Source organism: Gordonia sp. GN26 (genome assembly GCF_054823965.1).
Map to the genome: position 1 here is coordinate 16,891 of NZ_JSYC01000045.1, position 23,379 is coordinate 40,269.

A 23,379-nucleotide genomic window follows, 5' to 3' on the forward strand; every position below is an offset into this window, starting at 1 on the left:
ACGACCATATGTCGCCGGCGGGGCGCTGGAGGGCGGATGCCGGGGGCGGATTTCAGCGGAGATCGAGGCGGCGGCCACTATCCTCGGTGATCGATGAGCGCCATGTCCGCCGACTCGACCTCGGCCCCCCTGTACGTCGACTTCGACGGGCACCGGACCATGCTCAAGTGGCACCGTGGGCGTCGACGCGCCGACGACCCGGCCTTCACCGCTTCGCGGATCGCCGAGGGGATGCGGTTGGGCGCGAGCATCGAGGTGGACCTGGTCATCCACGCCGACCGCGGTTTCGCGATCCTCCACGACCGCGTCGTCGACCACGCCACCACCGGCACCGGGGCGATCTCGGCACTGCCCGCGGCCTACCTCCGCGGACTGTCCCTGCGCGACAACCACGGACGAGCGCTCGACGAGCCGGTCCTGCTGCTCGAGGACCTCACCGAGCTGTTCTCGACGGTCGACATCGCACCGTCGTCGCTCCTGCAGCTCGACTTCAAGGAGGACGACGCCGCGCTCGATCCGCGTGCCGTGGACATCTTCGCGCACAGCGTCGAGCCACTGGCGTCGCACTACATCCTGTCCTGCGGCGATGCGGCGGCCGTGACACGGCTGACGTCGGCCGCCCCCGGGATCCGCATCGGGTACGACCCCTGCCACCACGGCGCCGCCGACGCCGCGATCCGGTCCGGGGATTTCGAGGGTTTCGTCGCGCGTGCGCTCGCCGCGTCACCGGACGCGGAGATGGTCTATCTGGAGAACCGCCTGATCCTCGCCGCAGACCGGAGAGGATTCGACCTCGTCGACGCCTTCCACCGCCACGACCGGCTCGTCGACGGTTACACGGTGACCCGCGTCGGACCGCGTTCGGTTCCCGATGTCCGAAGGCTCTTGCAGTTACGGGTCGACCAGATCACCACCGACGACCCGGAGGGGCTCGCCGCGCTCGATCTCGACGCCGCCGGGCCCGGCGGGTCACGACTGGTCCGGTGGGTCCGGCGCAGCGGGCGCCGCGGCCCGTCAGACGTGTAGTGACCAGAACGGTTCCACCGGGATGTTCCGGACGACGAACCAGGCGACCACGGCGACGAGCACCACGACGGCGGAATAGCGCATGTTCTGCCAGCCGCGGATCCGCCGACCGGTCCACAGCCGCAGGCAGTACGCGCCGAACGCGAAGAGCAGCAACCCGATCGCGAGCACGAACGCCGCGTTGTAGTGCAGCGCCGCAGAGATGTCACCGTGCAGGAGCGAATAGAGCGCACGCTGCGAGCCGCAGCCCGGACAGGTCACCCCGAAGAGCAACTTGGTGGGACACACCGGGAGCAACCCACCGGGCGTGGTGGGGTCCCCCAGAAGCACGGCAGCACAACAGATCCCGGACCCGGCGACCACGATCGCCGGACCGAGGACCCGATTATTCGAGAGGACCGACACCCGTCGAAGGACGGCCCGCTCGAACCGTTCAGTACGTGGACGTGGTGGCACTGGCACCGATGATCAACACCGCGATGACGAAGTAGATCACGACGATGAGGATCGAGCCGACGATGCCGGCGATCGCACCCCAGATCGCCCACTTCTTCGCCTCGTCGGCGGCCCGCTGGGCACCTGCGAAATCACCTGCCATCCAGAGCTTTCGCACCGAGAGCGACTTGACGATCGAGACGATACCCAAGGGCAGGCAACACAGGATCGTGGACAAGATCGCCCACACGAGGTTGTTGTCCGGTTCGGGACCGGGTGCGTACGCGCCGTACGGCTGCTGTCCGTAACCGGGCGCAGCGCCGTAGTTCGGCGGCTGGTTCGGATCGTGCGGATAACTCATCTGCGCCCTTTCGACTCTCACTGAGAACCCAAGGAGCGTAACCGACCCTGATCGTGTCCGTCCGGTCGGGAAATCAGATTGCTTCCAACGGTATACGCGCAACGTTCCCGCAGACGGGAACGTTGCGCGCTACAACAACTCGGCTTGCTACGCGGTGTCGCCGAAGAGGCGCGGCAGCGTCGCCTCGTGCACTTCGCGCAGCTCGGCGAGCGGCACCGAGAAGTAGTCCTGGATCTCGACCTCGTCGCTCCCCTGGTCGACCACGCCGATGCGCGTCCACGGCATGCCGCGGGCGTCGAGCATCGCCGAGAACCGGGACTCCTCGGTGCGCGGCACGGCGACCAGTACGCGTCCGGCGGACTCGGAGAACAGCCAGACGAAGGGGTCGGCGTCCTCGGGCAGCAGCACGCGGCAGCCGGTCTCCCCGGCCAGCGCCGCCTCGACGACGGTCTGGATGAGACCGCCCTCGCTGAGATCGTGTGCGGCCGAGATCAACCCGTCGCGCGACGCGGCGGTCAAGATCTCCGACAGCAGACGCTCACGCTCGAGGTCGACCTCCGGCGGCACGCCACCGAGGTGGTCGTAGGCGACCTGCGCCCAGATCGAGCCGTCGAACTCGTCGCGGGTCTCGCCGAGGAGGATCAGCGTCTCGCCCGGCTCGGTGCCGAAGCCCGTCGGGATACGACGATGGACGTCGTCGATCACACCGAGGACACCGATGACCGGCGTCGGGAGGATCGCGGTCGCACCGGTCTGGTTGTAGAAGCTCACGTTGCCGCCGGTGACCGGGATGCCCAGTTGCGCACAGCCGTCGGCGAGTCCGCGGACCGCCTGCTGGAACTGCCACATGACCGCCGGGTCCTCCGGCGAGCCGAAGTTGAGGCAGTTGGTCACGGCCTTGGGCGTCGCACCCGAGACTGCGACGTTGCGGTAGGCCTCGGCCAGGGCCAGCTGCGCACCGCGGTACGGGTCGAGGAAGGTGTAGCGGCCCGACGCGTCGGTCGCCAGCGCGATTCCGCGCCCGGTCTTCTCGTCGATGCGGATCATGCCGGAGTCGGCGTGCTCGGCCAGGACGGTGTTGCCGCGCACGTAGCGGTCGTACTGGTCGGTGATGAACTTGCGGCTGCACAGCGCGGGGCTGGCCAGCATCTGCAGCAGGGTCTCGCGCAGCTGATCCGGGGTGCTCGGGCGCTTCAGCGGCTCGGTGGTCGAGGCGACCACGGTGTCCTGCCAGTCCGGACGTGCCACGGGGCGCTCGTAGATCGGGCCATCGTGGGCGACGGTGCGCGGCGGCACGTCGACGACGGTCTCGCCGTGCCAGGTGATGACCAGATGATCACCGTCGGTGACCTCGCCGATCACGGTCGCCAGCACGTCCCACTTCTTGCACACCTCGAGGAAGGCGTCGACGTTGTCGGGGGCGACGACCGCGCACATGCGTTCCTGCGACTCGCTGGAGAGCACCTCGGCCGGGGTCATGCCCTCGGCGCGCATCGGTACCTTCTCCAGGTCGATGTGCATGCCACCGTCGCCGGCGGCCGCGAGTTCGCTGGTGGCGCAGGACAACCCGGCACCGCCGAGGTCCTGGATGCCCACCACGAGTCCGGCGTGGTAGAGCTCGAGGCAGCACTCGATGAGCACCTTCTCGGTGAACGGGTCGCCGACCTGGACGCTGGGGAGCTTCTTGCGGCTCGGGCCCGAGCTGTCGTCGTCGTCGAAGGTCTCCGACGCCAGCACGGAGACGCCGCCGATGCCGTCGAGACCGGTGCGCGCACCGAACAGGATGATCTTGTTGCCCGTGCCCGAGGCGAACGCCAGATGCAGGTCCTCGGTTCGGAGGACGCCCGCGCAGAGTGCGTTGACCAGCGGGTTGCCCGCGTAGCTGGCGTCGAAGACGGTCTCGCCACCGATGTTGGGCAGGCCCAGGGAGTTGCCGTAACCGCCCACGCCGCGCACCACACCGTCGACGACGCGTCGGGTGTCGGGGGCGTCGGCCGGGCCGAAGCGCAACTGGTCCATGACCGCGATCGGACGTGCGCCCATCGCCATGATGTCGCGGACGATGCCGCCGACACCGGTCGCCGCACCCTGGTAGGGCTCGACGTAGCTGGGGTGGTTGTGCGACTCGACCTTGAAGGTCACCGCCCATCCGTCGCCCACGTCGACGACGCCGGCGTTCTCACCGATACCGGCGAGCATGTTGGCCCGCATCTCCTCGGTGGTGGTCTCCCCGAAGTACCGGAGGTGGACCTTCGACGACTTGTAGCTGCAGTGCTCGGACCACATCACCGAGTACATGGCGAGCTCGGCGTCGGTGGGTCGACGGCCCAGGATCTCGCGGATCCGCGCGTACTCGTCGTCCTTGAGTCCGAGTTCGCGGAACGGTTGCGGATGATCCGGGGTCGAGGAAGCGGCTGAGACGGTATCCACCTGGGCACTCACGGTGACAAGTCTAGGCGGGCCCGGGCGGTTGGAGGCGACGGGGCGGACCATCAGGTGTTCGACGGGTCTTCCCCTGGGAGATCTGTTCCGGGGACCGGGCCTGTCTCGGGATAGTCTGTTCACTCGAGCCGCGCAGTGCGCGGGACGTGCGCGGGGGTGCAGGCACGCCGACGCCGCGCGGGGGACGACGTTGACACAGGGGGACGAGATGGCCGATGTCCGCAAGGCGAGGGCACTCTTCGAGCTCGGTGTCCTGTCCTTGAACATCCCCGTCGACGGTCAGGAAGCCATCAACAATCCCGCGCAGGCGGCGAAGGCGTTCACCCGCGCGACCGAGTGGGACCCCTCGCTCGGCGACGCCTGGATCGGCCGGCTCGCGTGCGGGGACAAGAGCGACGAGGTGCTGCTGGGGCTCTACCGCGCCCGCGGCACGATCGGCGCCGAACAGCGACGCCTCGGCCTTCCCCCGGGCACCATCGCCGGCCGCTGGGACACCGGGCTGTACATCGAGTACCCGGCGGTCAACGCCGTCGACGCCACCGCCGCATATGCGTCCAGCCTGATCCGCGGCGCGGACTACACCGGCGCCGAAGAGGCGCTCGACGAGGTCCCGCCCGCCCATCGACTGCCGATCGTCGAGTTCATCCGGGCTCTCCTCCACTACAAGACCAAGCGGTGGCCCGACGTCCTGACCTCCCTCACCCGCTCGGACCGGTGGGGCGACGCCATCATGCAGTCGGTCGCCGACCTGATGGCCGGAACCGCGTGCGTCAGCCTCGGCATGCTCGGCGAGGGCATGCGTCGCCTCCAGAACGCCATCGACGGCCCGATCGTCACCTGCTCGACGGACGCGATGTTCGCCTATGCCCTGGCACTCCGCCAACAGGGTCATGAGGAGAAGGCGAAGGCCATGTTCGAGCAGGTCTACGCGCGCAATCCGGCGAACGCCGCCGCGGCGCAGGCGCTCCAGTCGCCGTCGTTCCACCTCATCACCACGACCCCCGAGCAGATCGCCGCCCGCACCGATCGCTGGGACCCCGCGTCGGTACCGGACCGGACCGAGACCCTGGTGTCGCAGGACGGCTCCGACGCCGGCGTCGAGAACGAGCTGGTGACCGACGCCCAGCGGGAGCTCGACGAACAGATCGGACTCGAGTCGGTCAAACAGCAGGTCGCGAAACTGCAGTCGGCCGCCACCCTCGCACGGGTGCGCGCCGACCGCGGGCTCTCGACGTCGGCGCGCAGCCTGCACCTGGCCTTCACCGGGCCTCCCGGTACCGGCAAGACGACGGTCGCCCGGATCGTCGCCAAGATCTACTGCGGGCTCGGCTTCATCAAGTCCGACAAGGTCGTCGAAGCGACCCGCCGCGATCTGGTCGGCGAGCACCTCGGCTCCACCGCCATCAAGACGTCGGCGCTCATCGACTCGGCCATGGACGGCGTGCTGTTCATCGACGAGGCGTACACCCTGATCCAGAAGGGTCTGTCCGGCGGCGATGCCTTCGGCCGCGAGGCCGTCGACACCCTCCTGGCGCGGATGGAGGACGACCGCGACCGCCTGGTCGTGATCATCGCCGGTTACGACTCGGAGATCGACCGCTTCCTCTCCGCCAACGACGGACTCTCGTCGCGGTTCGCCCGTCGCGTCCGGTTCGACTCCTACACCCCGCAGGAGCTCGCGCAGATCGGCGAGTTCATCGCCCGCAAACGCGATTCGGTCCTCACCCCGGAGGCGGTCGCCGAGCTGGAACTGGCGTGCGCGCCGCTCTACCACGATGTCCGCGACCACGACGGCGGCACGCGTCGGGCCACCGACCTGGCCGGCAACGGTCGTTTCATCCGCAACATCGTGGAGGCGGCCGAGGAGGAACGCGAGTTCCGGCTCAGCTCCGCCGGCGACCTCGCCTCCCTGTCCGCCGACGATCTGATGCGTATCGAAGTCGACGACATCCGGTCCGCCATCTCCGGTGTGCTGTCCGGGCTCAGACGCTAGCAGCGCTCGGTCCCCGGCAGTACCGTCAAATCCCAGACCCGAAGACCCAGAGAGGTTGCGTCATGTCCCGCGCACGTCTGTTCCGTTCCGTCCTGCTCGCCGGTGCTGTCGCGTTGTCGATGTCGCTGGCCGGCTGCTCGTCCGACGACGCCGACCCCGCGTCGACGACGACCGCCTCGCAGCAGACCTCGGTGGAGCAGACGAGCGCCGCGCCGACCACCGAGGAGACCACGCCGAGCGCCGCCGACAGCCCCGCCCCCCGACCGTCGACGAGCGCACCCCGCTCGGCGGATGGCTCCGCCGATACCGGTGACGCCAAGGCGCTGAGCTGCCGCGACTTCCGTGCACTCGAGGACGAGGGCCGTGCCGCCGCCGTGGCAGCGCTCGGGGTGACGTCGAACGCCGACCAGGTCGCCACCGTGGCCGCGACGGTCTGCCTCACCCGGCTCGATGACAAAGTCGCCGACATTGTCGATGAGCTCGTGCCCACACGCTGATACTTTCCTAGTTCATGACCGCTCGCCCGTGGACAGTGCTGCACGGCCCGTTGTTCTCGCGGAACAATCCGCTGGACCGTGAACACGCCGCACCGCGCATCAGCGCCTACATCTACGGCAACATCCTGATCCTGGCCGCGCTGATCCCGCTGCACCTCAACGACGACTTCGTCGGCATCCTGATCCTGCTCGGCACCGCGCTGTCGACCTTCGTCGCACATGTCTTCGCCGAGGCGGTGGGGCGACGCGTTCACGAGGGCGCCATCCACCCGACGATGAAGACGATGCTCCACCATCTGCGGGACTCGGTGCCGATCCTGTCCTCCGCGTCCGTCCCGTGCATCATCCTGGCGATGGCGTGGATCGGCTGGATCGATCCGCGCACCGCTCAGCTCGCCGCGGAGATCGTGATCCTCTTGCGTATCGGCGGAACGGTTTTCGTCATCGATCGGCTGAACAACGAGAGGCCGGGTCGCGCCACGCTGATCGGGGCTGCCGCGGTCACCGTGGTGGCCACCGTGATCGTCGTGATCAAGGTCGTGCTGACGCACTGAGCTAGGATTCCTCCCAGCACATCGATCGGGGGACCTTGTGACACCACTGCACGGGCGGCTTCTCGCGGTCACGACCACCATCGCGGCAACCTTCGCGGTGGCCGCGTGCAGCGTCGACGGCACTCCGGTCGCCTCGACCATCGAACCCACCACCACGACGTCGTCGAGCCGACCGCCCGAGACCCGGTCGACCTACGAGATCCCGAGTCTGCCATCGCTTCCGCGACGGACCCCGACCGTCGAGGTGCCGCCTCCCCCGAACTCGCTGTCGATCACCTGCGCCGACTACTCGGAGCTCGACGAGCCGACGCAGGTCGCCATCGTCAAGGCCAACGGTGTCACCAAGAATCCGTCACTGGTCGCCGTGCTGGTCAAGGTGCTGTGCATCAGCCGTCCGGACGACACGGTCAACACGGTCGTCAACAGCATGAAAGACGAGATCATCCACAACTGATGGCCGTGTGCTCCTCGTGCGTCAGCCGCCCGCGCCCTCTGTCGTGACGGTGAGGATCGCCTCGACGTATTCGGGGCGGCAGATCACGAGGTCGGGCAGATACGTGTCGTCGTTGTTGTAGACCAGGGGCGAGCCGTCGATGCGCCCGCACCACAACCCCTTCGCCTGGGCGACGGCCACCGGTGCGGCCGAATCCCATTCGTACTGGCCACCCGCGTGCACGTAGGCGTCCGCCTCACCGCGGACCACCGCCATCGCCTTCGCACCGGCCGAACCCATCGGCAGGAGTTCACCGCCGACCGCGGCGGCGACCTCGTCGGCGAAAGACGGTGGACGGGACGAGCTGACGACGACGCGGGGCACGCCGGTGCGCGGGCGCGAGGCCAGCCCCTCGGTGGGTTCGACGACCGTGTCGTCGTCGACGTAGGTCGCGCCGAGCGCCGGGAGTGCCACCGCACCGGCGATCAATCCGTCGCTCGCCGACCACAGCGCCACGTGCACTGCCCAGTCGGTGCGACCCGCTCCCGGCTCGTAGGTACCGTACTCACGCGTGCCGTCGACCGGGTCGACGATCCAGACCCGCTCGGCCTGCAGTCGGGACTTGTCGTCCGCCGATTCCTCCGAGAGCACCGCGTCGTCGGGTCGTTCCTCGGCGAGCCGTCGTAGCAGGAGCTCATTGGACTGCGCGTCGCCTGCGTTGCCCAGCTCCTTGCCGGTCAGCCCGCTGGTCTTGCGGATGTCCAGGAGGAGTTCTCCTGCGGCGGTGGCCAGTTCGCCTGCGAGTGCTCGATCGTCGGTCACGGGGTTCCCTCTCTGGCGGTACTGCTGATCGGTCGGTTCTGCTGATCCCCTGGCGGATACCCAGGGGCGTCCCCGGCCAACCGGCGTGTTCAGAGTCCCAGGTTACGGAGAACCATGTCGGCGACATCGGCGGGCGCGCCGTCGTCGGGGGTGATGACGAGTTCGGCGTCGGCCGGCCGTTCGTACGGCGAGTCGATGCCGGTGAACTGGCTGATCTCGCCGCGGCGTGCCTTGCCGTACAGCCCCTTCGGGTCCCGGCGCTCGCACTCCTCGAGCGGGGTGTCGACGAAGATCTCGTAGAACGGCAGACCCCGTTGGGCGTGGATCTCGCGGGCGCGCTGCCGCTCCTCGGCGAACGGACTGATCAACGACACGATCGCCACCGCACCCGAATCGGCGAAGAGCGCCGCGACCTCGCTCGTGCGACGGATGTTCTCGCGCCGGTCGTCGTCGGAGAAACCCAGGTCGGAGTTCAGGCCGTGCCGCAGGTTGTCGCCGTCCATCAGGTAGGCGGGCCGGCCCTCGGCGACGAATCGCCGTTCGAGTTCGACGGCGAGCGACGACTTCCCCGACCCGGAGAGTCCGGTCAGCCAGATGGTGGCACCGCGGTGCGCCCGGTGTTCGCGGGCGACCTTGCTGGCCTGCCAGACGATGTGGCTGTCGTGGCTGACCGGAGCGGTGATCATGCCCGCGCCCACGGTGCGGTTGGTGGCCTCGTCGATGAGGATGAAGCTGCCGGTGTCCCGGTTGCGCCGGTACGAGTCGAACATGACCGGTTCCTGCGTGTGCACGGTCACGCGCCCGATCTCGTTGAGCGACAACGCCTCGGCGTTCTCGTCGCGGTGCAGCGAGTTGACGTCGAGCCGGTAGTTGAGGCCGGTGATCTGCGCGCGGGTCAGTCGCGTTCCGCACAGGAGCTGATAACGGTTGTGCGAGCGGAGATCTGCATCCTCGGCGAACCAGCAGACCATCGCGTCGATGTCGCGCCCGACGTACGGCCGGTTGTTCGGCCGCGCGAGCATGTCGCCGCGCACGATGTCGATCTCGTCGGCGAGCTCGACCGACACGGCCATCGATGCGAACGCCTCGTCGACGCCGACCCCGCCCGGGCCCCAGATCTCGGTGATGGTGGTGCTGAAACCGCTCGGCAGCACGACGACCTCGTCGCCCTTGTTGAACACGCCGCCGGCGACCGTGCCCGCGTACGCGCGGTGATCGGCGCCGTCGCTGCGCTGCGGCCGGATGACGTACTGCACCGGCAGACGCGCGTCGATGAGGTTGCGGTCGGAGGCGATGTAGACGTGCTCGAGATGACTGAGCAGCGGCCGACCCTCGTACCACGGCATCTCGGCGGACTGTTCGACGACATTGTCTCCGCGCAGCGCCGACATCGGGATGAAGGTCAGGTCGACGACGTTCAGCTTGGCCGCGAAATCGATGAATTCTGCGCAGATCTCGTCGAAGCGATCCTGCGACCAGTCGACGAGGTCCATCTTGTTGACGCAGACGGTGAGGTGCGGGATCCCGAGAAGCGTCGAGAGAAACGCGTGTCGCCGGGTTTGTTCGAGGACACCCTTACGCGCGTCGATGAGGATCATCGCGAGATCCGCGGTCGACGCACCGGTCACCATGTTGCGGGTGTACTGCACGTGGCCCGGGGTGTCGGCGATGATGAATTTCCGCCTGGGAGTGGCGAAATAGCGGTACGCGACGTCGATCGTGATGCCCTGCTCGCGCTCGGCCCGCAGCCCGTCTGTCAGCAGCGCGAGGTTGGCGTACTCGTCGCCTCGCTCCGCACTCGTCCGCTCGATCGACTCGAGCTGATCGGTGAAGATCGCCTTGGAGTCGTAGAGCAACCGGCCGATCAGTGTCGACTTCCCGTCGTCGACGGAACCCGCGGTCGCGAGCCGCAACATCTCGGTGGCACCCCCGGTGGCATTGACCCCGCTCATCAGAAGTACCCCTCCTTCTTGCGATCCTCCATGCCCGACTCGGAGATCCGGTCGTCGGCACGTGTGGCCCCGCGCTCGGTCAGCCGGGTCACCTCGATCTCCTCGATCACCTTGGTCACGTCGTCGGCGGTTGACAGGACACAACCGGTACAGGTGGCGTCGCCGACGGTCCGGAAGCGGACCGTCTCCGTCCGCACCTCCTCACCCGGGAGTTCCTGCAGGAAGCGGGTTTTCGCGAGCAGCATGCCGTCCCGGGGGATCACCTCCCGCCGGTGCGCGTAGTAGATCGACGGCAGGTCGATGCTCTCCGCGGCGATGTACTGCCAGATGTCGAGTTCGGTCCAGTTCGACAGCGGGAAGACCCGGATGTGCTCCCCCTTCGAGTGGCGTCCGTTGTAGAGCCGCCACAGTTCGGGACGCTGGTCCCGCGGGTTCCATGCGCCGAACTCGTCCCGGAAGCTGAAGACCCGTTCCTTGGCGCGCGCCTTCTCCTCGTCGCGACGCGCCCCGCCGAACACGGCGTCGTAACGATTCTCGGTGATGCCACGCAACAGTGCCGTGGTCTGCAGCCGGTTGCGGCTCGCGCCGGGTCCGGTCTGCTCGACGACGCGACCGGCGTCGATGTCGTCCTGAACCGAACTCACGATCAGCCGGACGCCCGTCTCGGCGACCACCCGGTCGCGGTAGGCGATCACCTCGTCGAAGTTGTGGCCGGTGTCGACGTGCATCAGCGGGAACGGGACCGGCGCGGGCCAGAACGCCTTGCGGGCGACGTGGAACATGACGACCGAGTCCTTGCCGCCCGAGAACAGCAGCACCGGGCGCTCGAAGGTCGCCGCGACCTCTCGGAAGATGTGCACGGACTCCGCCTCGAGCGCCGCGAGATGCGACAACTCGTATCCGTGCCGGCCCGATCGGTGTGTCTGACGGTCGCCGGCGCTGCCGCCGTCCGCTTCGGTCGTGCTCGTCACCGTGCGCAACCCCCCTTGACATGTCGAATATTCGACACTAAGTGTTGACAATGTGACACCGACCGTAGGCGACCTCTCGGACGCGCGTCAACCGTCGCGTGCCGCGTCGCCGCCGACCTCGCGGGTCGTCCACATCGTCGAACTGCTGGCCGGTGCGGATCAACCGGCGCTGACCCTTGCCGAGATTGTCCGGCAGACGTCCCTCTCGCGGGCGACGGCACACGCGATCGTCGCCGAATTGACCGACCACGGCTGGCTGAGCCGCGATCCCGCCACCGGGAAATATGGGATCGGCCCCGGATTCCGGACCCTTGCGCGGGCCGCCGCGGACGCCGACCACCTGGACCGATGGGCCGCGGCCGCCGCACACGACCTGTGCGAGCGCTTCTCGATCCCCTTCTTCGTGGCCCGCCGATCCTCGGCCGACGTCGTCACACTCGCGGCGCACGCCTTTCCACCGCATCTCGCGCCCGACTCCGAACCGCATCCGTGGCTGCGCAACGGCAGCCGCCTCCGGATCCGCCCGCCGATCTGCCGCGAGTTCGTCGCCTGGGACCCGGTCGAGGCACGCGATGCCTGGATCGCCAAGGCCGCCGAACCCACCCGCACCCGGCTGCGCATGATCCTCGACGTGATCGCCGAACGCGGCTACTCGATCGAGCGGATGACCGACGACCACGCCGCGATCATCGACGCCCTGAACTCCCTGGACACAATGTCGGAGAACCTGCGGAGCCGGGTCGGCGACCTGCTGACCGAGCTGTCGGTGATCGACTACCTCCCGGACGAGCTCGACGCGGGGGCCGGCGAGGGCGTCCCGGTGGTGACCATCGGCGCGCCGATCTTCGACCACACGGGACGGGTCGTCGCCGCGATGGTCGCGTGCCCGAACTCGACACTGGACGTCGCGGATCTGCACTCGATCGCCGACGCCACCCGCGCAGCGGCCGAACGGATCTCCACGCATCTGCGATGAGTTCCACCGCGGCACCGGGTCTGCCTCTGTGCCGACCGTGAACTCCTGCGGCCGGTTTCCGAGCACCACAGAGGAGACCACCATGGCGGCGACGTACACCTTCGACATCTTCACCAGCCTCGACGGCTTCGGCTCCTACGAGGAACCGGGCGACTGGGGCGGGTACTGGGGCAAACAGGGTCCGGAACTCCTGGACCACCGCGCCCGACAGTTCGCCGGTACGCACCGAATGGTGTTCGGCGCGACGACGTTCCGGGAGTTCGTCGCGATGACCGCGGACGCCGGCGAGGACTCCGAGTTCTTCGACCCGTGGGTGCAGGCGATGCGGGGCATGCCCACGACCGTGGTGTCGTCGACCATCACCGACACGAGCGGCTGGCCCGATGCCACGGTCGCGAGTGGTGACGGCGTCGAGATCGTCCGGCGGCTCAAGGACGAGTCCGACGTCCCCCTCCGCTCACACGGCAGCCTCACGCTGAACCGAGCACTGTTGGCGGCCGGGCTCGTCGACCGCGTCGTCGTCTCCGTGTTCCCGGTTCTCACCGGCAGATATGGCAGCGCGCCGGTCTTCGGCGGCGTCGAGGGCATCGACCTCGAACTACTGGACAGCACCGTGCTCGACGGCCGGACGCTGGAGCTGGTCTACCACCCGGAGCTCCACCGTTTGACCGACACGATTTTGCCTACTCGGTGACGCGCACCCGCCATATTCGCGACAATCGCCGGGAGTCGGCCACCGGCCGAAGAGTTCCCACGACAACGAGGAGTTCGAACATGGTCCGGACGAAGACGTTCACCAGGCTGGCCGCGGCGGCCCTGTCGATCGCGGCCGCAGCAGGACTCGGCCTCGCCGGCACGGGACAAGCCGAAGCGGCACGCGAGTTCCCGGTCTCGAACTGCATCGGCCCGAGCCCGAACATCGTCGACCTCCCGTTCATGGTGCGACGCGCCATCGTCAGCACCTACGGCGGCAACGCCTACATCGCCGCGGACTTCCCCAGCTACTTCCCCGGCGGCTATCAGTCGTCGTTGCGGATGGACTGGCACAACCTGTCCACCGGCAAGCGCGGCTGGAAGGTCAGCAACACCAAGGTGAACCCGCCCTACCAGGGGGTCCACTACTTCGTCATCCCGGTGAAGACGATCGGCAAGGGTCGGGTGAACGTCACCTTCGGCGCGACGAACCGCAATGCCCTGTGGAGCGTGCCGTCGACGAGCTGCAGCGGGACGATCGTCGTCCCCTGACGCCCGCCCACTACCAACCAAGCACTTGCTAGGTTAGGCTCGTGGGCATGAGTGATGCCGCCATCCCGCCCGCACTCGGACCCGACGATCTCGGCCCGGACACCTCTCCGGTCGCCTATGAGGTCGGCGGTCCCGAAGGTGCCGTCGCCTACGTGACACTGAACCGTCCCGAGTACCGCAACGCGCAGAACTCGGTCATGACGTATTCGCTCGACGCCGCCTTCCGCAAGGCCGTCGAGGACACGGCCGTCAAGGTCATCGTCCTGCGCGCGAACGGCAAGCACTTCTCGGCCGGTCACGACATCGGCACCCCGGAGCGCGACTTCGACACCTATTACGACAACGCCGCCGTCCTGCACTGGGATCACACCGACAAGACCGGTGCCGATCAGCGTCTCGCCCGCGAGATGGAGGTGTACATGGGGATGTGCCGCCGTTGGCGCGACATCCCCAAGCCGCTGATCGCCCAGGTCCACGGCGCCTGCATCGCCGGCGGCCTCATGCTGGCCTGGGTCTGCGACTTCATCGTCGCCTCCGACGACGCGTTCTTCTCCGATCCGGTCGCACGGATGGGTATCCCGGGCGTGGAGTACTTCGCGCACGCATACGCCCTGGGCACCCGGCGGGCGAAGGAGATCCTGTTCACCGGTGAGCGTTTCACCGCCACGCAGGCCGCCGACTGGGGCATGGTCAACCACGTCGTGCCGCGAGACCAGCTCGAGACCAAGGTGAACGAGATCGCCGAGAAGGCGGTCACCATGCCGATACAGGGCCTGTTCCTCAGCAAGAAGGCCGTCAACATCTGCGAGGACCAGATGGGACTCCGCAATTCGATGGACTCGGTCTTCGGTTGGCACCACTTCGCCCATTCGGCCAATGCCGAGGCGTCGGGCGGCGATTCGCTCGGCGGTATGGACGCCAAGTCGATGAAGGCGTCCGCCGGTTCGGGATCGGGTAGCTGACATGGACCTGCTCTTCGACGACGCGGCCGAGCAGTTCCGGGCCGAGGTCCGCTCCTGGCTGGCCGAACACGTTCCGCGCGAACCCCTCCCGTCCATGGACACCGCGGAGGGTTTCGAGGCACACCGCGAGTGGGAACGCACGATGGCCGCCGACCGCATGTCGGTCGTCAGCTGGCCCGAGGAGTACGGCGGCCGCGACGCTCCCCTCCTCCACTGGGTGATCTTCGAGGAGGAGTACTACCGGTCGGGTGCGCCGGGCCGCGTCAGCCAGAACGGCATCTTCCTGCTCGCCCCGACCCTCTTCGAACACGCGAATCCCGCTCAGCTGGAACGCATCATGCCGCGAATGGCGCGCGCCGACGACATCTGGGGCCAGGCGTGGAGCGAGCCGGAGGCGGGTAGCGACCTCGCCTCGCTCCGCTCGACCGCGGTCCGCACCGACGGCGGCTGGCTGCTGAACGGCCAGAAGACGTGGAGTTCCCGGTCGAGTTTCGCCGACCGCGCCTTCGGCCTTTTCCGCACCGACAAGGAGGCCCAGCGACACAGGGGTCTCACCTACTTCATGTTCGACCTGCGTGCCGAGGGCGTCACCGTCCGTCCCATCGCACAGCTCGACGGTGAGGCCGGTTTCGCAGAACTGTTCCTGGAGAACGTCTTCGTGCCCGACGACCCGGCGAATCCCGGCGAGTCCGGGGTCATCGGCGAGGTCGACAACGGCTGGAAGGTGGCCATGAGCACCGCCGCCAACGAGCGCGGACTCTCGCTGCGGGCACCCGGCCGGTTCCTGGCCACCACCGACCGCCTCGTCGAATTGTGGCGGTCGAAGCGGGACGAGGTGCCCTCGACGGCCAACACCGATGCGCGGGTCGCCGACGCCTGGATCGGGGCCCGTGCCTACGAGTTGTCGACCTGGCACACCGTGAGCCGGCTCTCGGCAGGCGGGCAGCTCGGCATGGAGTCCTCGATCAACAAGGTCTTCTGGTCGCAGTGGGACATCGCCGCCCACGAGACCGCCCTCGATCTACAGGGACCGGACGCCGAACTCGACGACGCCTGGATGGACGGCTACCTGTTCTCCCTGTCCGGCCCGATCTACGCCGGCACCAACGAGATCCAACGCAATGTCATCGCCGAGCGACTCCTCGGCCTTCCTCGCGGAGATCGCTGATACCACATGGACTTCCAACTCTCCGACATCCACACGGACCTCGCCGCCACCGTCGACGCCATGCTCGGCAAGGCCGACATGCCCGCCGCGGCGCGAGCATGGGCGGCCGGTGACCGGACCGCCGTGACCAAGGTCTACTCCCAGCTCGCCGACGCCGGGATCAGCGGTCTCCTCATCGACGAATCCCACGGCGGCAGCAGTGCCGGCGCCGTCGAGATGGTCGTCGCCGTCGAACAGCTCGGACGCCACTGCGCACCCGGGCCGATCGTGGAAAGCGTTGCCGTCCTGCCGATCCTGTTGCGCGACGCCGACGTGAACGGCCCCCTGCAGGATCTCGCCGAGGGACGGCTCGCAACGTGTGCCATCGCCCCGCTGCAACCGCTCGCGCCCGATGTCGAGTCCGCCGACGTGTACGTCGTCGAGGACGGCGTGCTGTCGACGGCCACCGTGCTCAGCACCGAACCCTCGGTGGACACCACTCGCACCCTGTCGCGGGTGGCTCCGGACAAGACCCTGGCCACCGGGGTCGACCCGTCCGACGCCGTCGACGCCGGCGCACTCGCCACCGCCGCCGAGCTCCTCGGACTCGGTCAGGCGATGCTCGGCCTCGCCGGCGAGTATGCGCAGTCCCGCAAGCAGTTCGGCCGGCCGATCGGCTCCTTCCAGGCCGTGAAGCACCACCTCGCCGATGTGGCCATCGCACTCGAGATGGCCCGTCCCCTGGTCCATGCCGCAGCGCTGGGCATCGACGGCCAGGTGCCCGAGGGCACCAACGTGTCGCGCGATGTCTCGGCGGCCAAGGTCGCGGCGGCCGACGCCGCGCATCTGTCGGCCCGCCGTTCGCTGCAGGTTCTCGGCGCGATCGGTTACACCGCCGAACACGACATCTCGCTGTACATCACCAAGACCCGCGCGCTCCTGTCCGCCTGGGGCTCGCCCGCGGTCCATCGTCGACGCATCCTGGAGACACTGTGACCACCGAGACTCTCGCGATCTCCGCCGAGGAACGTGAGGCACTGGCCGAGGCGGTGCGCGATCTGCTGCGACGCCGCGGTGACACCGCATCGGTGCGCAAGGCGATGGCGTCGCCCGGCCGCGTCGACCGCGGCCTGTGGGAGACGCTGTGCACCGAGATCGGTGTGGCGGCACTCCCCATCCCGGAGGACGCCGGGGGCGCCGGGGCGTCGTGGGCCGAGTTGGCCGCTGTCCTCGAGGAACTCGGCGCGACCCTGAGTCCGGTGCCCGCCTTCGGGTCCTCGGTGCTGGCGACCGGCGCGATCCTGCTGGCGCAGGACGACGACACCGCGTCGCAGCTGCTCCCCGCCCTGGCCGCCGGCGAGAAGACGGCCGCCCTGTGCTGGGCCGGCGAACGCGGCTGGGAGACCCCGGGCGTGCGCGCGGACGCCGGCTTGCTGTCCGGCACCGCACACTTCGTCGTCGATGCCGAATCCGCGGACACCTTGCTGGTGTTGGCGTCGGGTCCCGGTGAACCGGTCACGTTGCACTCGGTCGCCGCCGATGCCGCCGGCGTCACGGTGTCGCCGTTGCCGCTTCTCGATCCGACGCGTGCGCTGGCCTCGGTGCGGTTCGACGAGGTCGCGTCCACCGCGATCCCCGCACCTGCCGACCTTGCCGCCCGCCTGCGGACGCTGGGGTGGGCCCTGCTCTCCGCCGAACAGGTCGGCGGCGCCCAGCGCGCCCTCGACCTCACCGTCGAGTACACCAAGTCACGCAAGCAGTTCGGCCGCACCATCGGCTCGTTCCAGGCACTCAAGCACCGTATGGCCGACATGTACGTGCTCGCCGAGACGGCTCGTTCGATCTCCCGTGCGGCGGTCGCCGCGGTCGCCGCCGACGATCCCGAGGCTTCCGAACTGGCCCTCGCCGCCCACGTGTACTGCTCGGAGGCCTACCGGCGCATCACCGGCGATGCCGTCCAGTTGCACGGCGGCATCGGCATCACCTGGGAGCACGACATCCAGCTGTACTTCAAACGCGCGCAGGCGTCGTCGCAGATGCTGGGCGCCCCCCATCTCGCAGTCGCCGAAGCCGCTGCAGGCCTGCGCTGACCCCGGCTCTCAGTCGCGGTTGCGAAGGCGGTCCAGCACCCGTTCGATCGGGTCGGTGAGAACCAGCAGCAGGATCGGCCAGCTCCCGGTTTCGGGGAACACCAGCGTGATGATCAGTGCGATCGCCAGGGCCAGCAGGGTTCCCCAGCCGCCGGACGCCGTCGTCCAGCGCCGGGTGGCCTCGTCGTCGGCAAGCAGGTCCGGATGCCGGTGTCCCCACTGGGCGATCGCGACGAGCGCGGCCACCGAGGCCGCGAGCACCCCGATGTAGAAGGTGGTCCCCCATTCGACCCGGCTGTCGTCGATCATCGCCGTGGCGAACGGCAGGATCACGACGGTCAGCAGCCAGACGAAGGTCAGGTTGATCAGGACCGAGTCGTAGGAACGGAAGTACTCCATCGTCTGGTGGTGTTGACGCCACAGGATCCAGATGACGACGAAGCTCACGAAGAAGCTCGTCAGCTCGAGGGAGTGGTCGGAGACCACCTCCGCGACCGAGGTCTCCTCACGCAGGTCGTTCGCGATGTCGACGAGCGGGAGCACCAGCAGCGTGAGCGCGATCGCCACCACCGCGTCCGCGAACGCGATCAGCCGGCTCAGACCTTCTTCCGACTTCCGATTCTCCGGTTCGGCCATGGGTTGAATGTAGAACCCGCCGCTCAGTTGCGCTCACTGTTTCCGTTCGCGCTCACGCGGAATTCGTGAGCGCGAACGGAGTAGGTGAGCGCGACGCGGGTTCAAGCGGGCAGGAAGGAAACACGCCCGCGGGAACTGCCGACGCCGGCTACTCCCCGAACGCCGCCGCGACCGTCGCCTCGTCGAGGCCGTAGTCGGACAGCTGGTAGCGGTGCTGCGGTTTCCGCGCGCCGGACTTGCTCTCCTCGTCGAGCGCGGTCACCGCCGCGCGGGCCGCGTCGGACATGGGGGTGTCCAGCGCTGCGTAGACGCGTTCGACGGTGCCCATCGGGTCCGAGCGGAGGTCGGTGAAGTCGATGTCGAGGAACTGGGCAGGGTCGTACTTCTCCCGGGCACGGGAGAACTCGCGCAGCCCGCGCGACCACAGCTCGAGCTGGTCCTGCCCGATCTGGTCACCGGTGAAGGTCGTCGACCAGCCGGGGGTGGCGTGCTCGGCAAGGCTGCACATCGACGCGATGATGGTCGACGGCGCGCGATGGGTCTGGATCACCAGCGCATCGGGGTAGGCGGCCATCAGGGCGTCGAGCGCGAACAGGTGGCTCGGGTTCTTGAGCACCCACCGCTTACCCGGATCGTTGAGGCCGATCAGCTGCAGGTTCTTGCGATGCCGCTGGTATGCGGGCGTCCAGTCCTGTTCGGCGAGCCAGCGTGAGTAGGACGGGATGTGGGCGAGCGATTCGTAGGAGATCGACGTGACGCTCTGGCGCAACAATTGCCAGCATTCCTCGACCTCGCCCGCGTCCATGTAGTGCAGACCCATGAACTCCGGGTTCTCGACATGGTGCTGCTCGAAGCCGGCCTGGATCTGCTGGTACACCGGGTTGTCGGCCCACGTGTCGCGCGGCGGCCGCGGCTGCGGGAACTCCGCGAGCCACATCTCGAGACCCTGGTGATCCGGGTCGGCGGCCAGGAGCCGGTGCAGCGCAGTGGTTCCCGTGCGCGGCAGACCCGTCACGAAGATGGGCCGGGTGATCTCGACGTCGGCGTGCTCCGGGTTGGCCTTCCACGACGCCTCGCTCAGCAGTCGCGCGACGAGTGCTCCCTTGAGGAAGAACCGGAACATCTTGCTGCCGAGCTCGGTGAGTCCGGCCTCAGACCGGTAGGAGTCGAGCAGGATGCCCAGCGGCTCGAGGTAATCGGTGTCGCCGAAGTCCTCGAGGCCGGCGGCCCGGGCGGCCGAGGCGTGCAGGTCTTCGATGGTCCCGACGTCGGTACGCGCTGCACTAGTCATGGTACTCACCGCAATTCACGTCGAGGGTGTGCCCGGTGATCGCCCGCGCCATCGGGGAGGCGAGGAACATCACGGCGTCGGCGATCTCGTCCGGCTCGGGCAGGCGCTTGAGATCGGACTTCGACGCGGTCTGCTCGTAGACCTGCTCGGGGGTGATCCCGTACTTCTTGGCCACCTCGCCGAAGTACCACTTGAGCTGGTCGTCCCAGATGTAACCCGGCGCCACCGAGTTGATCCGGATACCGCGATCCCCCAGCTCCGACGCCAGGGTCTGCGACATGGCGAGCAACGCGGACTTGGCGATCTTGTAACTGCCGTACCGCGGTTCCGAGTGCCGGATGACCATGGAGTTGATGTTCACGATCGATCCGTTGGCCTCGGCGAGCGAGTCGGTGAACGACTTGATGACGCGCAGGGTCCCGACGACGGTCACGTCGATGCTGCTGGTGATCTGATCGAAGTCGGTGCGCCCCAGTGGTTTCATCGACGGCAGCGCGAAGGCGTTGTTGACCAGGACATCGGCGCGGCCGAACTCGTCGAGTGTGGTGGCGACCAAATTGTCGACGGCGGCATCGTCGGTGATGTCGGTCGGCACGACGAGACTGGTGCCGCCGGCCGCATCTACCTCCGCGGCAACTTCTTTCAGACGCGATTCGGTGCGGGCCGCGAGGACGACCCGAGCACCCTGGGCGGCGGCACGCAGGCAGATCGAGCGACCCAGACCGGGACCCACGCCCGATACGACGACCACCTTGCCGTCGAGGAGACCTGCTCCAGAACTCATCCCAGCATCCTCTCGGCGAACGCGCGCTGGCGTGCCGCGATCCGGTCGGACCAGCCGGCGGCGTCGATCTTGTTGTGTTCGAAGTGCGGCAGGTGAGCGGCCACCTCGTCGATGCCGACGACCGTTGCCGTGGGGCCGAGTTCCGGGCCGATCGGCGAGTCGCTGCGCTGCCAGCGGAACTGCAGGATGCCCTTCTCCCGGCCGGTGGTCTCGATCCAGTTGGCGACGCCGGGATCGCGGTGGGACACGACCATCCGGATCAAGCCGTCCGGATCGACCTGCGCCTGAGCCGAATTGAGGCTGGTCTGGTGGTTCACGTAGTCGAGCGAGATGTACCACATGCTCCCGAGCTGGAATCCCTGATAGGGCGCATCGGATTTCGGGATGGTGATGACCATCGCCTCGTCGGGCCCCAACCGGTAGTGACCCACCGACGAGAACTGGGTGCTGAGTCCGCCCGGTGTCTGGCGGGGTGGGGTGAACGTGTTGACCGGCTCGTCGAGATAGAACCACTTGGGGAAGTTGAACCAGGTGTTGATGCGCGCCGTCAGCATCTTCCCCGCGGTTGCGTACCTACGTGCGACACGGGCGAGATCGGCTTCCGTCGGCGCGGTTCCGACGGTGTCGACGCGCTCGATGGTGATCGAACCCTTGCGCTCGGTCCAGTCGGAGTACACCTCGCGGACCGCGAGCATCGACGCCCCTTCGCCGAGGGCGAAGTAGTTGTCGGGCGGGTCGGCGATCGCCGGCCCGAAGGTCAGCTCGAACGTGCCGTCGTCGGCGATGGTCAGGCGACGGTCGTCGAAGGCGTCCTCGCCGCCGGGCACCGCGGACGGCGTGTAGTCGCCGCGCAGTACCTGGAAGCTGAGATCGGTTGTGGTACCGCGGCGTCCGCGGACCACGTAGGTCCCGGTCGGTTCGACGTCGGCGTGGTAGTACAGCGTGTCCGGGTTGTCGAGACCCATCTTGGTCGACGGCCCGGTGGAGGTCACGAAGTTCGGGTGTGACAACGACCGGCCACGGACCAGCTGGATGATCGCGGCGATGCTGCCCGCGAGGTAGTCGTATCCCTCGGCGAGATCCTGCTCGGTCTCGGCGAACTCCGCCGAGGCGACCAGCTTCTCGGCCTCGGCGATCGCATCGGTCAGGGGCTTGGTCAGGTCCTGCGGTACAGCGATCTCGCGCGAGCTCATAGCCAGGTGTCTCCGCCCGTCCAGGTCAGGAAGTTCTCGAGTTCGGCCTGTGCCGGCGTCACCCGCGGGTGTTCGGTCGACAGGTAGCCGCCGCGGTAGAAGAGCAGCGGCTTGTCCTGCAGCACTTCGCCGAGCGTGAGTGCTCGGCCGATGACGATGTGGTGATCGCCGCCGTCGGTGACCCGTTCGACGTCGCACTCGACCCAGGTCAGCGCGTGCCGGATCACCGGCAGCCCGGCCGGTGACGGGTCCCAGGTGATGTTGGCGAACTTGTCGTCGCCCGGGGCGCCGAAGGCCGCGCTCACGTCCTGCTGTCGGTTGGACAGGACGTTGACGCAGAACTTGCCGGTCTTCTCGATGACCTTCCAGCTCCGGGAGGTCTTCATCGGGCAGAACAGCACCAACGGCGGGTCGAGGGACAGCGCGGCGAACGATTGGCAGGCGAAGCCGACGGGTTTGCCGTCGTCGTCGACGGTCGTGATGACCGTGACGCCGGTGCAGAACTGACCCATCGCGGTACGGAACTGGCGGGAGTCGAACTCCGCGGACCCGTAGGGCGTCTGGGCCATGTCAGTTCTTGAACCCGACGCTGAAGTCATGCCCCCACAGACTGACCGCGGTGCTCTCCCGGGCGATCCACTCGTCGTCGTTGACCGTTCTTCCCTCGCAACCGAACTCGACGTCGAAGCCGCCGGGCGTCTTCATGTAGAAGGAGAGCATCAGGTCGTTGACGTGCCGGCCCAGGGTCGCCGACATCGGCACCTTCTTGCGCAGGGCGCGGTCGAGGCACAGGCCGACGTCGTCGGAGTTCTCGACCTCCACCATCAGGTGGACGATGCCGGTGCTGTTGGGGATCGGCAGGAATGCCAACGAGTGGTGTCGCGGGTTGCAGCCGAGGAACCGCAGCCACGGGACCTCGTCGCCCTCTTCGCGTCCGACGACCTGCGGGGGCAGGCGCATCGAGTCGCGGAGCTTGAATCCCAGGACGTCCCGGTAGAACTCGAGTGCAGCCTTGTCGTCCTCACAGGTGAGCACGACGTGACCGAGTCCCTGTTCCTCGGTGACGAAGCGGTGACCGTAAGGGCTGACGATGCGGCGGTGCTCGAGCGCGGCCCCGTGGAACACCTCGAGGGTGTTGCCGGCGGGGTCGTCGAACACGATCATCTCGGCGACACGGCGATCGGCGATCTCCTCGTCTTTGCCCTCCCGGAAGACGACGTGCGCACCGGCCAGGCGGTCGCGGACCTCCTGCAGCGCAGCAGCGTTCGCGACCTCCCACCCCGCGCTGGCCAGGCGGTCGTGCTCCGAGGGCACGATGACCAGGCGGGCGGGGAAGTCGTCCATCCGCAGGTAGAGCGCGCCCTCGGTGAGCCCCGAGCCCTCGATCATGCCGAGGACCTTGAGGCCGTAGGTGCGCCACGCCTCGATGTCGGTCGCCTCGATCCTCATGTATCCCAATGAACGGATCGGACAGTCAGTCATCTCCACGATCTCCTGTTTTCCTGCTCCCGGGGGAGCGAGTTTGCGAGCGTTCCCTGCCCCCTGAGGAGCGAGCCTGCGAGCGTTCCC

The 23,379-nt window shown here is 68.0% G+C and carries 24 protein-coding genes; 12 read left to right on the forward strand and 12 right to left on the reverse strand.

All coding sequences use genetic code 11. From position 1 onward, the window contains the following. The first annotated feature begins 102 nt into the window (after positions 1–102). Entirely contained in the window at positions 103–1,026 is a 924-nt protein-coding gene (locus tag OK17_RS11610) for a glycerophosphodiester phosphodiesterase (protein ID WP_461417542.1), read from the forward strand. On the opposite strand, the gene OK17_RS11615 is transcribed toward OK17_RS11610, so the two are convergent. The 3 genes from OK17_RS11615 to purL all read right to left on the reverse strand — a co-directional run bounded on the left by OK17_RS11615 (position 1,015) and on the right by purL (position 4,315). Further along, complete coding sequence (locus OK17_RS11615; protein ID WP_232716591.1) at positions 1,015–1,431, reverse strand: DUF2752 domain-containing protein; 417 nt, start codon at positions 1,429–1,431, stop codon at positions 1,015–1,017. The genes OK17_RS11610 and OK17_RS11615 overlap by 12 nt on opposite strands. A gap of 28 nt (positions 1,432–1,459) precedes the next feature. Then, the gene (locus OK17_RS11620) at positions 1,460–1,822 is read right to left on the reverse strand and encodes a CD225/dispanin family protein (protein ID WP_461417528.1); all 363 of its coding nucleotides are present in this window, start codon (positions 1,820–1,822) and stop codon (positions 1,460–1,462) included. 147 nt (positions 1,823–1,969) lie between these two features. Beyond that, entirely contained in the window at positions 1,970–4,315 is a 2,346-nt protein-coding gene (gene purL, locus OK17_RS11625) for a phosphoribosylformylglycinamidine synthase subunit PurL (protein ID WP_461417529.1), read from the reverse strand. A gap of 157 nt (positions 4,316–4,472) precedes the next feature. On the opposite strand from purL, the gene eccA reads away from it, so the two are divergent. From eccA to OK17_RS11645, 4 genes are all read left to right on the forward strand, one after another. Further along, a complete protein-coding gene (gene eccA, locus OK17_RS11630; protein ID WP_461417530.1) occupies positions 4,473–6,257 on the forward strand; it encodes a type VII secretion AAA-ATPase EccA in 1,785 nt (594 codons plus the stop codon). Positions 6,258–6,319: 62 nt separating this feature from the next. Then, the gene (locus OK17_RS11635; protein ID WP_461417531.1) at positions 6,320–6,754 is read left to right on the forward strand and encodes a hypothetical protein; all 435 of its coding nucleotides are present in this window, start codon (positions 6,320–6,322) and stop codon (positions 6,752–6,754) included. A 14-nt stretch (positions 6,755–6,768) separates the two neighbouring features. Beyond that, positions 6,769–7,308 carry a hypothetical protein gene (locus OK17_RS11640; protein ID WP_461417532.1) on the forward strand — a complete coding sequence of 180 codons (540 nt, stop codon included), beginning with the start codon at positions 6,769–6,771 and terminating at the stop codon, positions 7,306–7,308. A gap of 37 nt (positions 7,309–7,345) precedes the next feature. Further along, positions 7,346–7,762 (forward strand): hypothetical protein, encoded by a 417-nt coding sequence (locus tag OK17_RS11645; protein WP_461417533.1) that lies wholly within the window; start codon positions 7,346–7,348, stop codon positions 7,760–7,762. 21 nt (positions 7,763–7,783) lie between these two features. Here OK17_RS11645 and OK17_RS11650 read toward each other — a convergent pair whose 3' ends face one another. The 3 genes from OK17_RS11650 to cysD form a co-directional block, all read right to left on the reverse strand. After that, positions 7,784–8,563 carry a 3'(2'),5'-bisphosphate nucleotidase CysQ gene (locus tag OK17_RS11650; RefSeq protein WP_461417534.1) on the reverse strand — a complete coding sequence of 260 codons (780 nt, stop codon included), beginning with the start codon at positions 8,561–8,563 and terminating at the stop codon, positions 7,784–7,786. A gap of 89 nt (positions 8,564–8,652) precedes the next feature. Then, on the reverse strand, positions 8,653–10,515 hold the full coding sequence (gene cysC, locus OK17_RS11655) for an adenylyl-sulfate kinase (protein ID WP_461417535.1): 1,863 nt from the start codon (positions 10,513–10,515) through the stop codon (positions 8,653–8,655). Beyond that, positions 10,515–11,486 carry a sulfate adenylyltransferase subunit CysD gene (gene cysD / locus OK17_RS11660; protein ID WP_461417536.1) on the reverse strand — a complete coding sequence of 324 codons (972 nt, stop codon included), beginning with the start codon at positions 11,484–11,486 and terminating at the stop codon, positions 10,515–10,517. The genes cysC and cysD overlap by 1 nt, the downstream gene beginning before the upstream one ends. A gap of 52 nt (positions 11,487–11,538) precedes the next feature. Between cysD and OK17_RS11665 the strand changes: the two genes are divergently transcribed. The 7 genes from OK17_RS11665 to OK17_RS11695 all read left to right on the forward strand — a co-directional run bounded on the left by OK17_RS11665 (position 11,539) and on the right by OK17_RS11695 (position 17,906). Next, entirely contained in the window at positions 11,539–12,462 is a 924-nt protein-coding gene (locus tag OK17_RS11665; RefSeq protein ID WP_232716578.1) for an IclR family transcriptional regulator, read from the forward strand. Positions 12,463–12,544: 82 nt separating this feature from the next. Then, a complete protein-coding gene (locus OK17_RS11670; RefSeq protein WP_232716576.1) occupies positions 12,545–13,156 on the forward strand; it encodes a dihydrofolate reductase family protein in 612 nt (203 codons plus the stop codon). Between the two features lie 80 nt (positions 13,157–13,236). After that, the gene (locus tag OK17_RS11675) at positions 13,237–13,707 is read left to right on the forward strand and encodes a hypothetical protein (RefSeq protein WP_119031281.1); all 471 of its coding nucleotides are present in this window, start codon (positions 13,237–13,239) and stop codon (positions 13,705–13,707) included. Between the two features lie 47 nt (positions 13,708–13,754). Further along, positions 13,755–14,669 (forward strand): enoyl-CoA hydratase, encoded by a 915-nt coding sequence (locus OK17_RS11680; RefSeq protein WP_232716574.1) that lies wholly within the window; start codon positions 13,755–13,757, stop codon positions 14,667–14,669. 1 nt (position 14,670) lies between these two features. After that, positions 14,671–15,837: an acyl-CoA dehydrogenase family protein gene (locus OK17_RS11685; RefSeq protein WP_461417537.1), complete on the forward strand. Its 1,167-nt coding sequence runs from the start codon at positions 14,671–14,673 to the stop codon at positions 15,835–15,837. A 6-nt stretch (positions 15,838–15,843) separates the two neighbouring features. Continuing rightward, on the forward strand, positions 15,844–16,812 hold the full coding sequence (locus tag OK17_RS11690) for an acyl-CoA dehydrogenase family protein (protein ID WP_461417538.1): 969 nt from the start codon (positions 15,844–15,846) through the stop codon (positions 16,810–16,812). Next, positions 16,809–17,906 carry an acyl-CoA dehydrogenase family protein gene (locus OK17_RS11695; RefSeq protein WP_461417539.1) on the forward strand — a complete coding sequence of 366 codons (1,098 nt, stop codon included), beginning with the start codon at positions 16,809–16,811 and terminating at the stop codon, positions 17,904–17,906. Before OK17_RS11690 ends, OK17_RS11695 begins: the two co-directional genes overlap by 4 nt. 9 nt (positions 17,907–17,915) lie before the next feature. On the opposite strand, the gene OK17_RS11700 is transcribed toward OK17_RS11695, so the two are convergent. The 6 genes from OK17_RS11700 to hsaC form a co-directional block, all read right to left on the reverse strand. After that, complete coding sequence (locus OK17_RS11700) at positions 17,916–18,542, reverse strand: TMEM175 family protein (RefSeq protein ID WP_461417540.1); 627 nt, start codon at positions 18,540–18,542, stop codon at positions 17,916–17,918. 148 nt (positions 18,543–18,690) lie between these two features. Further along, positions 18,691–19,833 carry a sulfotransferase family protein gene (locus tag OK17_RS11705; protein ID WP_461417541.1) on the reverse strand — a complete coding sequence of 381 codons (1,143 nt, stop codon included), beginning with the start codon at positions 19,831–19,833 and terminating at the stop codon, positions 18,691–18,693. Next, positions 19,826–20,617 (reverse strand): SDR family oxidoreductase, encoded by a 792-nt coding sequence (locus tag OK17_RS11710; RefSeq protein WP_119031274.1) that lies wholly within the window; start codon positions 20,615–20,617, stop codon positions 19,826–19,828. Before OK17_RS11710 ends, OK17_RS11705 begins: the two co-directional genes overlap by 8 nt. Further along, on the reverse strand, positions 20,614–21,810 hold the full coding sequence (locus tag OK17_RS11715) for a hypothetical protein (protein WP_119031273.1): 1,197 nt from the start codon (positions 21,808–21,810) through the stop codon (positions 20,614–20,616). The genes OK17_RS11710 and OK17_RS11715 overlap by 4 nt, the downstream gene beginning before the upstream one ends. Beyond that, positions 21,807–22,379, reverse strand: coding sequence for a 3-hydroxy-9,10-secoandrosta-1,3,5(10)-triene-9,17-dione monooxygenase reductase subunit (gene hsaB, locus OK17_RS11720; RefSeq protein WP_006865385.1), 573 nt, complete (start codon positions 22,377–22,379; stop codon positions 21,807–21,809). The genes OK17_RS11715 and hsaB overlap by 4 nt, the downstream gene beginning before the upstream one ends. A gap of 1 nt (position 22,380) precedes the next feature. Then, positions 22,381–23,292, reverse strand: a complete 912-nt coding sequence (gene hsaC / locus OK17_RS11725) for an iron-dependent extradiol dioxygenase HsaC (RefSeq protein WP_232716562.1) — start codon at positions 23,290–23,292, stop codon at positions 22,381–22,383. Positions 23,293–23,379: the final 87 nt, after the last annotated feature.

Excerpts from the sequence above, each read along its gene's own strand:
- OK17_RS11610 (WP_461417542.1), top strand. The coding sequence starts at position 103 with ATGTCCGCCGACTCGACCTCGGCCCCCCTGTACGTCGACTTCGACGGG.
- OK17_RS11620 (WP_461417528.1), bottom strand. The coding sequence starts at position 1,822 with ATGAGTTATCCGCACGATCCGAACCAGCCGCCGAACTACGGCGCTGCG.
- purL (WP_461417529.1), bottom strand. The coding sequence starts at position 4,315 with ATGGTCCGCCCCGTCGCCTCCAACCGCCCGGGCCCGCCTAGACTTGTC.
- eccA (WP_461417530.1), top strand. The coding sequence starts at position 4,473 with ATGGCCGATGTCCGCAAGGCGAGGGCACTCTTCGAGCTCGGTGTCCTG.
- OK17_RS11635 (WP_461417531.1), top strand. The coding sequence starts at position 6,320 with ATGTCCCGCGCACGTCTGTTCCGTTCCGTCCTGCTCGCCGGTGCTGTC.
- OK17_RS11640 (WP_461417532.1), top strand. The coding sequence starts at position 6,769 with ATGACCGCTCGCCCGTGGACAGTGCTGCACGGCCCGTTGTTCTCGCGG.
- cysC (WP_461417535.1), bottom strand. The coding sequence starts at position 10,515 with ATGAGCGGGGTCAATGCCACCGGGGGTGCCACCGAGATGTTGCGGCTC.
- OK17_RS11670 (WP_232716576.1), top strand. The coding sequence starts at position 12,545 with ATGGCGGCGACGTACACCTTCGACATCTTCACCAGCCTCGACGGCTTC.
- OK17_RS11675 (WP_119031281.1), top strand. The coding sequence starts at position 13,237 with ATGGTCCGGACGAAGACGTTCACCAGGCTGGCCGCGGCGGCCCTGTCG.
- OK17_RS11680 (WP_232716574.1), top strand. The coding sequence starts at position 13,755 with ATGAGTGATGCCGCCATCCCGCCCGCACTCGGACCCGACGATCTCGGC.
- OK17_RS11685 (WP_461417537.1), top strand. The coding sequence starts at position 14,671 with ATGGACCTGCTCTTCGACGACGCGGCCGAGCAGTTCCGGGCCGAGGTC.
- OK17_RS11690 (WP_461417538.1), top strand. The coding sequence starts at position 15,844 with ATGGACTTCCAACTCTCCGACATCCACACGGACCTCGCCGCCACCGTC.
- OK17_RS11700 (WP_461417540.1), bottom strand. The coding sequence starts at position 18,542 with ATGGCCGAACCGGAGAATCGGAAGTCGGAAGAAGGTCTGAGCCGGCTG.
- OK17_RS11705 (WP_461417541.1), bottom strand. The coding sequence starts at position 19,833 with ATGACTAGTGCAGCGCGTACCGACGTCGGGACCATCGAAGACCTGCAC.
- OK17_RS11710 (WP_119031274.1), bottom strand. The coding sequence starts at position 20,617 with ATGAGTTCTGGAGCAGGTCTCCTCGACGGCAAGGTGGTCGTCGTATCG.
- OK17_RS11715 (WP_119031273.1), bottom strand. The coding sequence starts at position 21,810 with ATGAGCTCGCGCGAGATCGCTGTACCGCAGGACCTGACCAAGCCCCTG.
- hsaB (WP_006865385.1), bottom strand. The coding sequence starts at position 22,379 with ATGGCCCAGACGCCCTACGGGTCCGCGGAGTTCGACTCCCGCCAGTTC.
- hsaC (WP_232716562.1), bottom strand. The coding sequence starts at position 23,292 with ATGACTGACTGTCCGATCCGTTCATTGGGATACATGAGGATCGAGGCG.